We start from the raw sequence: 14,259 nt of genomic DNA on the forward strand, positions 1-14,259 counted from the left end.
GAGTGGGCAAGATGTCGAGGGTGGGACAGAGAGGGGTATCGACACTGTCTGGGCAGTTATGCAGTTGCTGCTGTGCAGCTCCGTCAAGTCCGCCCGTCATGACACAGACGCGACGAGGAACAATCCTTCGCACGTCTCGGGTCACAGGTTCTGACGCGCCCGCCCGGCTCCATTACCATGGCGGGCTTGCTCTGCCCTCACCAACACGGAGACGACCGATGCTTCAGGCGCCCGCGCCAGACGCTCATGCCCTTAGCGGCGAGCCGAACAACCCGCGTCTTTACCGAAAGATCGCCTGGCGGCTTATTCCGTTTCTGTGCTTCTGCTACCTGGCCGCCTACCTGGACCGCATCAATGTCGGCTTCGCCAAGTTGCAGATGGCCGAGCAACTGCATCTCAGCGAAGCGGCCTTCGGCCTGGGTGCGGGCCTGTTCTTCGTCGGCTATATCCTCTTCGAAGTGCCCAGCAACCTGATCCTCAAGCGTGTTGGCGCGCGGGTCTGGATTGCGCGGATCATGATCACCTGGGGCGTGTTGTCGGCCTGCACCATGCTGGTCACCACGCCGGCGCAGTTCTACGTGGTGCGCCTGCTGCTGGGCGTCGCCGAAGCGGGCTTTCTACCGGGCGTGCTCTATTACCTGACATTGTGGTTCCCGACCTATCGCCGAGGACGGATCATCGCGCTATTCATGATCGGCCTGCCGCTGTCGAGCGTGATCGGCGCGCCTTTGTCCGGCTGGATTCTCGGTGCATTCGATCAGGTGCAGGGCCTGCGTGGCTGGCAATGGCTGTTCCTGCTCGAAGGCATTCCCAGCGTGCTGCTCGGCCTGATGGCGCTGCGCGTACTGCCCGACAGCCCGAAACGCGCTGACTGGCTGGATATCAACGAACAGGGCCAGGTGCTGCGCGACCTGACCCTTGATGAGGCGCAGAGCCCGGCCAGTGGCGAGACTTTTCGCCAGGGCTTCTTCAACCTCAAGGTGTGGATGCTCGGCGGCATCGATTTCGCAATCTTGCTGAGCGCCTATGCGCTGGGCTTCTGGATGCCGACCTTCATCCGCAACGCCGGCGTCAGTGATGTGTCGGAGATCGGCCTGCTAACCGCCGTGCCCAGCATCGCCGCGGTGCTCGGCATGCTTGTGCTGGGCGCCAGCTCCGACCGCTTCCGCGAGCGCCGCTGGCACATCATCCTGCCGTTCTGGATTGGCGCTGTCGCCATGGCAACCAGCACCGCGTTCACCGACAACGTGATCATGACGGTGCTGCTGTTCTCCATCGCCCAGGCAGCAATCATCGGGGCGGTTCCGGTGTTTTTCAGCCTGCCGGCGACCTTTCTCACCGGCACCGCGGCTGCAACCGGCTTCGCCCTGGCCTGCTCCTTGGCGAACATCGCCGGGCTGGTCAGCAATACGCTGATTGGCGTCACGCTCGACCTCACTGGGGAAAGCGGTGCGGCGTTGTGGTTCTTCGCGGCGTGTCTGGTGCTCGGCTCGCTGCTGGTGATCGCGCTGCCGGCCAAGGTGGTGAATCGCTAATCGCGCCGCTTGGGCATCAATTCGCCAATCAACCGGGTGTATTCCTCACTCGGGCGATCCAGGGAGAAGCCCATTTCGAAACTGTCGCGGCGGGAATCTTTGCGCACCCACTGGCAGAGCACCACGATCTGCACTTCCCGGGTTCGATCACCCACGGTCGGCACGTGCAGGCACATCTCATAGCAGCCGTTCACGCCCAATGGCTGCTTGGCGACCAAGCGCAACCCGCCTTTCGACAGGTCAGCCACGTAACCCATAGGGTCGCCGCTGAGACGATTGGTGACCTGGATACGGCTGAGATGGCGGAAGGTGAGTCGGCTGTGTTGGCGCATGGCGAGGCTCTGGCAGTCCTTTATTCCGCTGCGAAACGGCTGGGATCGTCCTCCCAGGCATAACGGTGGCGGCGTGCTTAAAGGCTGCAAGCGACCGAAACACAACGGAAATTAAGGGATCAGCCAATTATTTTTACAGCTAGCGGAGCGGGGCCAATGCTCCGCTCCGCAACCCTGGCTAGCGCTCGGGTCGATCCTGCTTGTTGCGCTTCAACGCATCTTCATCGCTGACCTCATCGGCCATGCCCGGCGGGACGTTGTAGGCGCCGCCTGGGACGTCGTCACGATCACCGCCAGCGGCTTCGCCATTGGTGGTCCTGCCCGCCTGGTCGATGCGCTCATCGTTGCGATCGTTGATCGTTTCCAGGTTTTCCTTGCCGCGTTCGGATTGATTCATGGGGACCTCCGTCTGGTTGCTCATTCGGACACCGCTCGGCATCTCTATAGGTTAGGAAGACGCGCGATCGCAGAAGTTGCATGCAAATCTGCCGAGATGGCCGGCCATTCGGCAGGCGCGCTGAACTAATCCGGCATAGCGACGGCCAAAAAATCATCTGGGGGTTTCCCCACTGCCACCGTGTGAATCTATGCAACTGACTCGAAGCCTGCCCGTCGATACCACGCCTGTGACCTGTGAAGTGGCAGCGCCTTCCAGGGCGCTTTACTTCGCCCTGCTCGACGCCCCCGATGACGCAGCCGTGCGCAATCGCGCCGCTGACTACCTCAATGCACAGCTGGACGAAGCCTCAGCGCTGCCCTGCGACCTGCCGCACGACCCAGCCGGGCTCGGGGATTGGCTGGACGCACACACGGCAAAGGTCGGCGGGCAGTATCAGGCCTACCTTGACGAACGCCGCGCCGGCGGGCCACGCCGCTACTTCACCAGCAAGGCTCATGCGCTGCATTTTCTGCGCGGTGTAGCGCCGACCAAACTGGTCGATGGCGCCTGGCTCTATGGCCTGCTGCAGCGCTGGGACGATGCGCGCTTCACTTCGCTGATCCAGACCTATCTCGAGGAGCTGGGCGAAGGTCAGCCGGAAAAGAACCACGTGGTGCTTTACCGCAAGCTGCTCGCCAGCCAAGGCTGTGACGACTGGCAGACGCTGGATGACGACAACTTCGTCCAAGGCGCCATCCAGCTCGCATTGGCCGAGCACGCCGAGCAGTTCCTGCCTGAGGTGATCGGTTTCAACCTCGGCTACGAACAACTCCCGCTGCACCTCTTGATCAGCTCCTACGAGCTCACCGAGCTGGGCATCGACCCCTATTACTTCACCTTGCACGTGACGGTCGACAACGCCGACAACGGCCATGCGAAGAAGGCCATTCAAGGCTTGCTTGCGGCCTGGCCGCAGGTGGGCGACAGCGAAGAATTCTATCGACGAGTCATGAACGGCTATCGCCTGAATGACCTGGGTGCGAGCACGCTTTCGGTGATTTGCGGTTTTGAACCCGAGCAGGAAGTGATGCGCGTGCTGGAGAAAAAGGCCGGCGTCGGCCAGTTCGTGCATTCGGACTACTGCCGCTTCGATGGGCGTACCGTGAACCAATGGCTGGCCGAGCCGGAACAGATCCCGCAATTCATCGAGACGCTGCAGCGCCGCAGCTGGATCAAGCGTCACGAAGACCCACAGCACAGCCGATTCTGGCAGCTGATTACCGGCGAACAGGCCCCGATGTTCGGCGTTTTCAGCGCCCACGAGCAGCAATTGATTCACGACTGGATCGCTGGCGACTGGCTGGCCGAGCAGACACCCACCCGTGGCAAGCCGCACCCGTCGCTTGCACAACGCCAGGTGCCGTTCAGCAGCCGTCGACGGACATCTACCGAGCGGCCGGCAAAGCCGGCGCTGGTGCAGCAGGGCCAGCACGTCAGCGACTTCGATCAGGAAGCCTTGCTGCTCGAACAGCAACTGACACAGCTGCCCACACGTGACGCACGCATGCGCCACCTGCTGCCGCTATTGGCACCGACGCGCCATCACAGCGCGGCCGGGCTGCTGGCCACCCGCATCTTCACCGGATTGTTCAATTGAGGCGCATTCGCCAGGGAATCTGACATGACCACGGAAACTGCACAGGACCGCGCGCTGCTGCACCTGGCCCAGGCGCTGCGCGAGCGCGGCTATCACTTCATCACCCCCACGCCGCTGACGCACGAGCGGGTCAACGCGCGGGTGGAAAACCAGCTGGCTAAAGATCTGGAAGGTGTCTTCGGCTGGAGCCGGCCGTTCCAGCATGAGCTGCTGCCGCCGGCAATTTTCAGCCTGATGGATCAAGCCGGCGTGCTTGCCCCCAGCGACTCACGCTGGCGTAGCCGGGTGCGGATGTCGAGCCTCGACGGCCAATTGTTCGTACACTCGGCCTACCCCACCGACGCGGCAGACGCCGTGTTTTTCGGCCCGGACACCTACCGGTTCGCCAATGCAATCCTGGCCCACCTGAACAACCACAAAGGTCAGATCGGGCGTGCCGTGGACATCGGATGTGGCTCCGGTGCAGGGGCCATCCTGACGGCACTGGCACGGCCACAGGCAGAGGTGCTGGCGGTGGACATCAACCCGGCCGCGCTGCGCATGACCCGCATCAACGCGGCCCTGGCCGAAGCCGACAACCTGAAGGCCCACCACAGCGATCTGCTTAATGACATAGACGGTCAGTTCGACCTGATCCTGGCCAACCCGCCCTATCTGGTCGATCCGGACGAGCGTGCCTATCGCCACGGCGGTGGACCCTTGGGGGCCGGGCTTTCCCTGGCGATTTTCGACAGCGCACTGGCGCGTCTCGCCCCGTGCGGCACCTTGCTGCTCTATACCGGCGTAGCGATGAAGGGCAATCAGGACCCGTTCCGCCGCGAAATCGAGCAGCGTCTCGAAGGTCACGGGCTGGAATGGCGATATCGAGAAGTCGATCCCGATGTCTTCGGTGAAGAGCTGCTCGACGGCGCCTATACCGAATGCGACCGAATTGCGGCGGTGGTGCTGGAAGTCACCCGCTCAGCGGGCTGAACGTTACCGCGTGCAAAAACGCTTCGCGGTTTTCCACCCTACGACCGGCCCAGACGTAGGGTGGATAACGCCGCAGGCTTATCCACGGGCACCAGGACCTTTATATGGGCAGCAGCACCAGGCAGACCGACAATGTGATCAGCGAGCCGAGCGTCGACAGCAACACCACACGCGACACTCGCGACGCCTCGCGTCCATAGAACTCTGCGAGCATGTAAGGCCCGGTGCCGGTGGGTAGTGCGCTGAGCAAGAGCGCCGAATACGCCCACAGGGGAGGCAGCTCGAACACCTGAAAGGCCAGATACCAGGTGATCAGCGGCTGGACTACCAGCTTCAGCGTGACCAGCGGCCAGACGCCACTCACCGTGCCACCCGGCTGCGGTTGCGCCAGGAACAACCCCAGCGAAACCAGCGCGCAGGGTGCCGCCGCCGCGCCCAGCAACTTTAGCAGCGTCGCCACCGGCACCGGCAAATCCAACCCGCTCGCCGCCCATAAGCCGCCCAGCAGGGGCGCAACCACCAGCGGATTACGCAGCAGTGCGACACTGACCTTTCGCAACGTCTGGTTGAAGCCCTGCCCGGCGTGCAACCCGGTCTCCACGCACGCCAGCGCAATGGCGAACAGCACACAGACGACGATGATCGACGCCACCATGGCTGGCTGCAGCGCTTCGTCGCCCAGTACCAACATGCACAGCGGAATGCCGATGTAGCCGGTATTGGCATAGGACGCACCGAGCGCATCGAGACTGGCGTCGGCCAGCGGCTGCTTTTGCAACAGTCGATAGCCAAGCGTGAAGCCGAACACTCCGAGGCAGCCCACCGAGAACGCCGTGATGAAGCCTGGCTGCCAAAGCTGCTCCCAGGTGGAATTGGCGACGACACTGAACAGCAGCGCTGGCAACCCCAGCCAGACCACGAATCGGTTCAGCTCGGAGGCGCCCGTCGGGCCCATGCGCCCGGTACGGCGACAGATGAAACCCAGCAGGATCAGAGCGAAGACTGGGAGGACGATGTTAACGACGGCGGACATGGACTCTCATTGTGTGGTGGCCGCCAGAGGGTGGTAGAAGGGGGCCGGCTGCCGACCTTAGCAAAAAAATGGCTCATCGCATGCCTGGAGGCGGATCGTCACTCGACTGGCAAACGGGTTTGGCTGGGCGTTTCGCTTTTCACAGCGATGGACCAGTGGGTTGGGAGCTTGGTGGTGGACGGTTTTGCTTCGCTTGTTAGCGCACGGCCTGGCAGACAACCCCGGCCGCCCCTTTCATGAGGCCTGAACGCAGGCCGCACGCAGGGGTTGAGAAGCATGGATGCGGCGAGAGCCGCTAGTGGTTCGGGGCGCGCAGCCGTGGACGGCCCTTCGCGGCGGGCGCTGGAACGTCACTGGAGAGGGGGAACCCCGGCGCAGCCGGGGTCAGCGTATTTGGTTACTTTTCAGGGCCGACCCTCCGGCGACTGAAAAAAAATGAGTCGCCCAGCAGGGCGAAACCAAGCCCTCACTCAGCCCGCTAATCGCCGTGAAAGCGAAACGCCTAACCCATACACCCAACCTCGCAAAATCGGCTACCGCCGAGCACACTCCTTCTAATGCAACAAAGTCGACACCGGATACCCGTTCGGCTCGGCACGCCCTGCGGCAAACTCCGCTTCGACTCGGCCACGCATGGCATCCGCACCCTGCGGGAAGCCACTGCGGTCGCTGTAATCCCATTCCGTCACCAACTGGCCTTCGCTCGCCAGCCCCTTTGCACAGGAGATGTCCAGCGCAGTGATGCCGGCCACAGCGCCCGCTGCGATGGCAGCGTTGGCCTGCTCGGTGCCCTTCTCGATGCTCAAGCCCAGGCCGATAAGGTCCAGCGCATCGCCGCCGATGCGGCCGTAGATCCAGGGCTTGGGATCGTCACTCAGCAATAGCCCGACGCCAGTGACAATTTCCCGCGCGCCACAGGCGCGAATCAGTCCTTCGTTGCCGGGCACGCCGAGAAAGCGCGCCAGTTTGCCGGGCATCAGCACCTCGGCCAGACCCAGCCCGATGCTGAACCAGCCGAGGCCACGGGCCAGCGTACGGGCGGAGTGGTTGGTATGGGTGACACGATGTGGAACGCTCATGAATCAGTCCCTCCTCGGGGCTTGGAGATGCAGCCGACCACGTCCCGCTAGCGAGACGCGAGGCCCGGCCCTCAGGGTTTGAGAACGACCTTGATGCAGCCGTCATGCTTGTCGCGGAAGGTCTTGTACATCTCCGGACCCTGCTCGAGGCTGACGCTGTGGGTAATCACGAAGCTGGGGTCGATCTGCCCTTCCTGAATCCGCTTGAGCAGATCATCGGTCCAGCGGTTGACGTGGGTCTGGCCCATGCGGAAGGTGAGGCCCTTGTTCATCGCTGCGCCGAATGGAATCTTGTCGATCAGCCCACCATAGACGCCGGGAATCGAGATGATGCCAGCCGGACGGCAGACATAGATCATCTCGCGCAGCACGTGAGGACGGTCGGTTTCCATCATCAGCGCCTGCTTCGCGCGGTCGTACATGGAGTCGATGGAGCGCGCCGCATGGGCCTCCATGCCCACCGAGTCGATGCACTTTTCCGGGCCCTTGCCGCGGGTCAGTTCCTTGAGGCGTTCGAGCACGCTTTCTTCATCGAAGTTGATGGTGATGGCGCCACCGGCACGCGCCATGGACAGCCGCTCGGGCACGTTGTCGATGCAGATGACCTGCTCGGCACCCATCATGATCGCGCTGCGTATGGCGAACTGGCCGACCGGACCTGCACCCCAGACGGCCACGGTATCGGTGGGCTGGATATCGCATTGCGCCGCGGCCTGCCAGCCCGTGGGCAGGATGTCGCCGAGGAACAGAACCTGTTCGTCGGTCATGCCATCCGGCACCACGACGGGGCCGACGTCGGCATAGGGCACACGGACGAATTCGGCCTGGCCGCCGGCATAGCCACCGGTGAGGTGTGTGTAGCCATAGAGGCCGGCGGTGGTGTGGCCAAAGACCTTGTCGGCCACGTCCTTGTTGCGGTTGGTGCGTTCGCAAACGGAGAAATTGCCGCGCCGGCACTGATCGCACTCGCCGCAAATGATGGTGAAGGGCACCACTACACGGTCGCCGACCTTGAGCTTCTTGTTCGCCGAGCCGACCTCCATCACTTCGCCCATGAACTCATGGCCCATGATGTCGCCGTGCTGCATGCCGGGCATGAAGCCGTCGTACAGGTGCAGGTCGGAGCCGCAGATGGCACAGGACGACACTTTGATGATGGCGTCGCGGGGGTCTTCTATCGACGGATCGGGTACATGGTTGTCGCAGCGAATGTCGTGCTTGCCGTGCCAGCGAAGGGCTCTCATTGGAAAAATCTCCTGCTTCGGTGTTCGAAAACGCCGCCGTGGTTGGTTCTTCCTGATGTCTTCGCCGCGCTGCGGCAGCTGCTCCTGACCCGACTGCTGCCATGCGGCAGGGTGTACGGCGTGCGTGCTATCAGATTTTTAGTAAGCAGCGTGCCGGCAGAGTTGCCTGGTTCCGGCGCAATGAAGCGTAATCACCGACGAACAGTGATCGTTTGCGCCGAATTGAAACGTTATATCAACTATTCACAGCGCGTTCGTGTCATTTCTGTGGCGATCATCGCGGACCGGGCACAGCGCTTTTCGTAGGAGCGAGCTTGCTCGCGATCAGAGGCTGGCGTGGCCTCGGTGCAACAGCAGAACACGGATCGCCAGCAAGGACTGGGCGTCCCCTGGCTCCTACAGGAGTCGCGGCGATCAACGCGGGCCTCGTTGCCGCTCAGCCTTTGCCGGGGCGGATGGAGGCGTAACCGTTGCGATAGCTGGGGTATTGCGGCACCCAACCAAGCGCCCGCGCTCGGGCGTTGCTGCACCGTTTGCTGCCAGCACGGCGGGTCATGGTCTGCTCGGCCCATTGGGTCACGCCGAGTCGCTCGCGCAACCAGTCCACCACTTCGTGCAACGGCGCAGGGTCATCGTCGACACCCAGGTAGCAATCTTCCAGAGCGCCACCGTTCAGATCGATCTGCAGCAGGCAGGCCAACAGGGCCGCAGCATCATCGCGATGGATGCGGTTGCTGTACTGCGGCGGATCGCGTTCGACCCGCAAACCCGAGCGCACCTGGTTCTGCATCCATGGCCGCACCGGGTCATACAACCCCGCCATGCGCACCCGCGTCGCTGGAAAGCCGCACTCAAGCGCCAGCTGTTCGGCCTCGAGCATTACCTGCCCGGTGTAGCCAGTAGGCTCGGTGGCGGAGGTTTCATCAATCCACTCGCCGCCGTTCTGCGCGTAGACACCAGTGCTGGAAACAAAGAAAACGCGTTGCGGGCGTTGCCCCCGCTGCTCAAGCCAGCCAAGCGCATTGCGCAGGCCCTCAACGTAGGCCTGCCGATAACCGGGCTCGTCGTGCTGGCTGGCCGAGGCGGCATACACCAGGTAGTCCAGCTTGCCATTAGGCCAGCCACGCGGCACCTCGCTCGAGGCAAGGTCGCCACGCACCGGAAGGATAGGTACCGGCAGGCTCGCCGCCTGACGTCGCAGGCCGTACACCGTCCAACCTGCGCGGCTCAGCTGCAGGCCGAGGCGAATACCGACATCGCCGCAGCCGGCGATCATTACAGAGGGTCGAGTTGCCATGGCGGTTGCTCCATAACCGATGCGGACCACAGATTCGGCCCGCCTTTGTTGAGTGTACTGCTGTCAGCAGGATTTCCGCTGATCCCTTAATAAGGGAACGGCTGCTGGCCAGTTGGTTCTGCGCAACGCAAAAACCCATGTTTGTCGGCGCGAAGGCCACACGTCTATGTTCAAACTGATCGGTAATCAGCTGAGACGTGGCCACATGAAACCCGCTGAGGGGACGCGTTAGCAGCGGCTATGAATAGGTTCATGGGCTTTTTTTTGCAGCGGATCGAGGCAAGGATACTTTCTGGCCGTGTCGCTTCTTCAGCGGGAAGCCTCTAAACTGCCACCATGTCACACGGATCAGCGCCATGACCTATTTGCTCCTGTTGTTTCTCGGCCTAGCCACCCCGCTTGCGGCGGCTGCAGGCGAGTTCGACCCGCTGCTGGAACCTGGCGCCGCAGGCTCGATAGAACAACCCGGGCGCGACACGCGTGGCGTCCTGCGGGCTCGCCATCAGGCGGTGCTGGCCAGCGAGCAGGCCGGCCGGATCACTGCCATGCCTTTCGCCGAAGGCGAATCGTTCGCCAAGGATGATGTGCTGGTGCGCTTCGACTGCAGCGGCTACCAGGCCCAGCGGGACGCAGCAGCCGCCGCCGTGCGGGCGGCCAGCGAAGAGCTGAACAACAAGCAGCAACTGGCCGCACTCAATTCGGTGGGTCGCTTCGAAGTGGCCCTGGCCGAGGCCCGCCATGCCCAGGCGCGCGCCGAGGCGCAGGTTTATCAGGTTCAGACCCAACGCTGCGTGGTCAAGGCGCCGTTTGCCGCCCAGGTGGTTGCCCGCCGCGTCCAGCCGCATGAAAGCGTGGCCAGTGGCGCGCCGCTCCTGGAAATCGTCGACAACCGCTCGCTGGAAATCCATTTGCTGGTGCCCTCGCGTTGGCTCGGCCAGCTGCAGCCGGGGCAGCCGTTCAGCTTCATTCCCGACGAAACCGGCAAGCCGCTGGCCGCAACGGTCAAGCGCCTTGGCGCGCGCATCGACGAAGGTAGCCAGACGTTGTTGCTGATCGGCACGCTACCCGCCGACGCACAAGGGCTGCTCGCCGGGATGAGCGGCACCGCCCGCTTCGCGGACCAGCCATGAACGCACCGGCTGGCGGCCTGATCGAGCAGGTCCTCGCCCAATTCCTGGCGTTGGAAACGCAGGCGCGGCAGGCGGCAACCGCCGAGATCCTGGCCTTTAACCTGGTCAACGACAGCCAGCCGCTGTTCGGCTACCGCCACGCCGCGCTGCTGATCGCCGGCAAGGTGCGCGCGCTGACCGGCATCAGCGTGGTCGAGGCCAACGCGCCCTTCGTCGCATTCGTCGAGCGGGCCACCGCTCAGCTGCGCGCGCAGGGCCTGCATGCCGAACCCGGCAGCGTACCGCCGGATGGGCTCGACGAACCGACCCGCACCGACTGGGCCACGCTGTCTGCCGCTCACGCCTTCTGGCTACCCTTGAAGGACCGCAAGGGCGAAGCGTTCGGCGGCCTCTGGCTGGCGCGCGAGCAGCCATGGACGGCGACCGATCACGCCCTGCTCGGCCAACTCGGCGACTGCTACAGCCACGCCTGGCTGGCCCTCGCACCGCACAAGGCCTGGCGCCTGCGCTGGCCACGACGCAAGGTGCTGCTGGTGGCCACCGCGCTGGCGGGGCTGCTGCTGGTTCCGGTACGCCAGTCGGTACTGGCGCCGGCCGAAGTGGTACCGCTCGGCAGCCAGGTAATTGCTGCGCCGCTGGACGGGGTCATAGCCGAGTTCGCCGTCAAGCCCAACCAGCCGGTCCGCAAGGACGACCTACTGGTGCGCTTCGACGCCACCAGCCTCCGCGCCCAGGCCGACGTGGCCGAGCGCTCGCTGGCCGTGGCCGAAGCCGAACACAAGGCCAGCGCGCAACGCGCCTTTGCCGATGCAGAGTCCGGTTCGCGGCTGGACCTGCTCGCCGCGCGCGTCGAACAGAAGCGCGCCGAGCGTGACTATGCCCGCGCACTGCTGGCCCGCACCGACGTTCGCAGCGAGCGAGACGGCATTGCAGTGTTTGCCGACGCCGAACGCTGGACCGGGCGACCCGTGCAGACTGGCGAGCGCCTAATGGACATCGCCGACCCACAGCAGGCCGAACTGCGCATTGAGCTGCCAGTGGGCGATGCCATCGATCTGCAGGCCAGCAGCGAAGTCGCGCTGTTCCTCGACAGCGACCCCCTCGACCGTCACGTCGCGCGGCTCCAGCGCCAGGCCTACGAAGCACAACCCAACGCCGCCGGCCAACTGGCGTACCGCCTCGATGCGAGCTTTGCCGATCGCCCGCCGCGCATCGGTCTGCGCGGCACCGCCAAACTCTACGGCGACCGCGTACCGCTGGCGCTCTATCTGCTGCGCCGGCCGGTGGCTGCGCTGCGCCAGGGCATCGGTTTCTGATGTTCGCCGCGCCAGACGCACCGGGAACGACCACGCTACCCCGGCTTCGCCCGGATCTGCAGCTGTCACCGGCCAGCGCCGGGCTCGATGGCGCCCCACAGTGGACGCTCGCCGATCCGTTGCGCGGGCGCTATTTCAAGCTCGGCGAGGCCATGATGCGCTTGCTGCGGCACTGGTCGCAGGGGGACGCCGCGCGGGTGCTGGCCGCTGCCAATGCCCAACCGGGCGCGCCGCTCGGAGCGCCTGAGCTGGAGGAACTGATCCGCTTCCTGCGCGGGCACGACCTGGTGGTCGGCGACCACGCACAGCGCGCCAGTTACACCCAGAAAGCGGCCGCCCAGCGCCAGAGCCCGTGGAAACGCCTGCTTCACCACTACCTATTTTTTCGCATTCCGCTCTGGCGCCCCGACCCTTTCCTCAATCGAACCTGGCCTTGGTTGCAACGCCACGGCACGGTGCTATTGCGCGCAGGTCTGCCCATCACGTTGCTGCTCGGCCTGTTTCTCGCGGGGCGGGACTGGGAGCGCTTCGTCGGGACCTTCCCGCACCTGTTCAGCCTCGGCGGTGCCTTGGCATTCGGCATCGCGCTGGTGTTCGCCAAGCTCTGCCACGAATTCGGCCACGCCTATATGGCCAAGCGTGCCGGTTGCCGCGTACCGAGCATGGGCGTGGCATTCATGGTGCTGTTCCCGCTGTTCTATACTGATGTCAGCGATGCCTGGCGGGTCAATGATCGACGCTCGCGGCTGCTGATCGGCGCCGGGGGCGTAATGGCCGAACTGGTGCTGGCCTGCATCGCGTTGCTGGCCTGGTCGCTACTTCCCGAAGGGCCGTGGCGCACCGCGGCCTTCATGCTGGCCAGTGCCACTTGGATAACCACGCTGGTGGTCAATCTCAATCCCTTCCTGCGCTTCGATGGCTATTTTCTGCTGACCGATTTGTGGGGCGTCGACAACCTCCAGAGCCGTGCCTTCGCCCTGTGCCGCTGGCATCTGCGCGAGGCCCTGTTCGGTTACGGCAAACCGCCGCCCGAGCCTTGGTCGGCAGACAGGCAGCGCCGTCTGCTGTTGTGGGGCTACAGTGCCTGGCTGTGGCGCGCGGTGCTGTTCTTCGGCATTGCGCTGGCGGTGTATCACCTGTTCTTCAAACTACTGGGTATCGCGCTGATGCTGGTGGAGCTGGCCTGGTTCATCGTGCTGCCGGTGCTGCGCGAAATGACCCAGTGGTGGGCACAGCGTGGCAGCGCACGACTCGGCCGCGTGCTGCTGACCGGCGGAGGTCTGCTCGCCATAATCGGCCTACTCGTACTGCCCTGGCGTGGCACGGTCGAAATACCTGCCGTGCTGGAGTCCTCCCGTGCCAGCGCCCTGCACGCGCCGGTGCCGGCATATCTGAAGCAACTGCACGTCCGCGATGGGCAACGGGTCGAAGCAGGCGACCTGCTGCTGGAGCTGGAGTCGCCGGACCTCGAGGCCCGCCAGCGTATTGTCCGTCAGGAGATTCGCATCCTGCAGTTACAGCTGCGCCGCCTGGCGGCACGCAGTGAAACCGCCGCCGACGCAGGCATTTTGGAACAGCAGCTGGCCGAAGCGCTGAGCGAGTATCGCGGCTTGGCAGCTCAGCGAGATCGGCTGCAGTTGAGGGCGGCGCACGCCGGCACCGTGCGCGATCTACCCGCCGATCTGTACGAAGGTCGCTGGCTGCCGCCACAACTGCCGCTGGCTCGGGTCGTCGAGCCTGGAGTTCGCTTGCGCGGCTACCTGCCGGAGAACGCGCTCTGGCGCGTAGAGGCCAGCGCCGAGGGCCGCTTCATTGCCGATGATCCGGCACGTAGGGCAATCCCGGTGGTCCTGGAAGAGGTCAGCCCCACTGGCGTGCCGGCCATCGATATACAGGCGCTGGCCTCCGATCAGACCGGCCCGATCGCCGTGCGACTCACCGCCGAGGGGCGCGCAGAACCGGTCAGCGGTCAGTACGCGGTACGCCTGAGACCCCGCGAAACGGCACGTACTCCAGACCAGCCCGTCCGCGGTATCGTGGTGCTTGCGGGCCGAGGCGAATCCCTGCTGGGGGCAGCCTGGCGCCGTCTGGCCGCGCTAGGCGTACGCGAGAGCGGTTTCTAGTGGCATATACCAACAGCTACGCGGCACCGCATCCGAAGGACAAGTACTGCAAGTACGGTCAGTGTCCTTCGCAAACCCGAACCGGCAGGGCGGTCATCCGCTATTTGGCGCCAGGCTACTCTCCTAGAGTTCGAAAACAGCGCTTTTACAATCTGCGTGGCG

General features: G+C 64.2%; 12 protein-coding genes. 6 read left to right on the top strand and 6 right to left on the bottom strand.

Going from position 1 to position 14,259, the window contains the following annotated elements; translation table 11 throughout:
* The first annotated feature begins 218 nt into the window (after window positions 1-218).
* Entirely contained in the window at window positions 219-1,535 is a 1,317-nt protein-coding gene (locus ACQKIK_RS17240; RefSeq protein WP_499136844.1) for an MFS transporter, read from the top strand.
* Here ACQKIK_RS17240 and ACQKIK_RS17245 read toward each other — a convergent pair.
* Both ACQKIK_RS17245 and ACQKIK_RS17250 read right to left on the bottom strand, forming a co-directional pair.
* Entirely contained in the window at window positions 1,532-1,867 is a 336-nt protein-coding gene (locus tag ACQKIK_RS17245) for a PilZ domain-containing protein (protein ID WP_046163465.1), read from the bottom strand. The genes ACQKIK_RS17240 and ACQKIK_RS17245 overlap by 4 nt on opposite strands.
* A 178-nt stretch (window positions 1,868-2,045) precedes the next feature.
* Complete coding sequence (locus ACQKIK_RS17250) at window positions 2,046-2,264, bottom strand: hypothetical protein (RefSeq protein ID WP_499136845.1); 219 nt, start codon at window positions 2,262-2,264, stop codon at window positions 2,046-2,048.
* 190 nt (window positions 2,265-2,454) lie between these two features.
* On the opposite strand from ACQKIK_RS17250, the gene ACQKIK_RS17255 reads away from it, so the two are divergent.
* Together ACQKIK_RS17255 and ACQKIK_RS17260 are read left to right on the top strand one after the other, a co-directional pair.
* Window positions 2,455-3,903: an iron-containing redox enzyme family protein gene (locus tag ACQKIK_RS17255; RefSeq protein ID WP_499136846.1), complete on the top strand. Its 1,449-nt coding sequence runs from the start codon at window positions 2,455-2,457 to the stop codon at window positions 3,901-3,903.
* Between the two features lie 24 nt (window positions 3,904-3,927).
* Window positions 3,928-4,875 carry a methyltransferase gene (locus ACQKIK_RS17260; RefSeq protein ID WP_499136847.1) on the top strand — a complete coding sequence of 316 codons (948 nt, stop codon included), beginning with the start codon at window positions 3,928-3,930 and terminating at the stop codon, window positions 4,873-4,875.
* A gap of 100 nt (window positions 4,876-4,975) precedes the next feature.
* On the opposite strand, the gene ACQKIK_RS17265 is transcribed toward ACQKIK_RS17260, so the two are convergent.
* The 4 genes from ACQKIK_RS17265 to ACQKIK_RS17280 form a co-directional block, all read right to left on the bottom strand.
* Entirely contained in the window at window positions 4,976-5,908 is a 933-nt protein-coding gene (locus ACQKIK_RS17265; protein ID WP_499136848.1) for an AEC family transporter, read from the bottom strand.
* A gap of 554 nt (window positions 5,909-6,462) precedes the next feature.
* Window positions 6,463-6,987 (bottom strand): transcriptional regulator, encoded by a 525-nt coding sequence (locus ACQKIK_RS17270; protein WP_499136849.1) that lies wholly within the window; start codon window positions 6,985-6,987, stop codon window positions 6,463-6,465.
* 71 nt (window positions 6,988-7,058) lie between these two features.
* Window positions 7,059-8,231 carry a zinc-dependent alcohol dehydrogenase gene (locus ACQKIK_RS17275; RefSeq protein ID WP_499136850.1) on the bottom strand — a complete coding sequence of 391 codons (1,173 nt, stop codon included), beginning with the start codon at window positions 8,229-8,231 and terminating at the stop codon, window positions 7,059-7,061.
* 436 nt (window positions 8,232-8,667) lie between these two features.
* Window positions 8,668-9,528 (bottom strand): Rossmann-fold NAD(P)-binding domain-containing protein, encoded by an 861-nt coding sequence (locus ACQKIK_RS17280; protein ID WP_499136851.1) that lies wholly within the window; start codon window positions 9,526-9,528, stop codon window positions 8,668-8,670.
* Window positions 9,529-9,884: 356 nt separating this feature from the next.
* On the opposite strand from ACQKIK_RS17280, the gene ACQKIK_RS17285 reads away from it, so the two are divergent.
* From ACQKIK_RS17285 to ACQKIK_RS17295, 3 genes are read left to right on the top strand one after another with little or no spacing between them, the layout of a single operon-like run.
* Complete coding sequence (locus ACQKIK_RS17285; protein ID WP_499136852.1) at window positions 9,885-10,658, top strand: efflux RND transporter periplasmic adaptor subunit; 774 nt, start codon at window positions 9,885-9,887, stop codon at window positions 10,656-10,658.
* On the top strand, window positions 10,655-11,974 hold the full coding sequence (locus ACQKIK_RS17290) for an efflux RND transporter periplasmic adaptor subunit (protein ID WP_499136854.1): 1,320 nt from the start codon (window positions 10,655-10,657) through the stop codon (window positions 11,972-11,974). Before ACQKIK_RS17285 ends, ACQKIK_RS17290 begins: the two co-directional genes overlap by 4 nt.
* Window positions 11,974-14,097 carry a site-2 protease family protein gene (locus ACQKIK_RS17295; protein WP_499136855.1) on the top strand — a complete coding sequence of 708 codons (2,124 nt, stop codon included), beginning with the start codon at window positions 11,974-11,976 and terminating at the stop codon, window positions 14,095-14,097. The genes ACQKIK_RS17290 and ACQKIK_RS17295 overlap by 1 nt, the downstream gene beginning before the upstream one ends.
* Window positions 14,098-14,259: the final 162 nt, after the last annotated feature.

The sequence above is a fragment of the Pseudomonas sp. NPDC047961 genome (assembly GCF_050272435.1).
GTDB lineage: Bacteria > Pseudomonadota > Gammaproteobacteria > Pseudomonadales > Pseudomonadaceae > Stutzerimonas.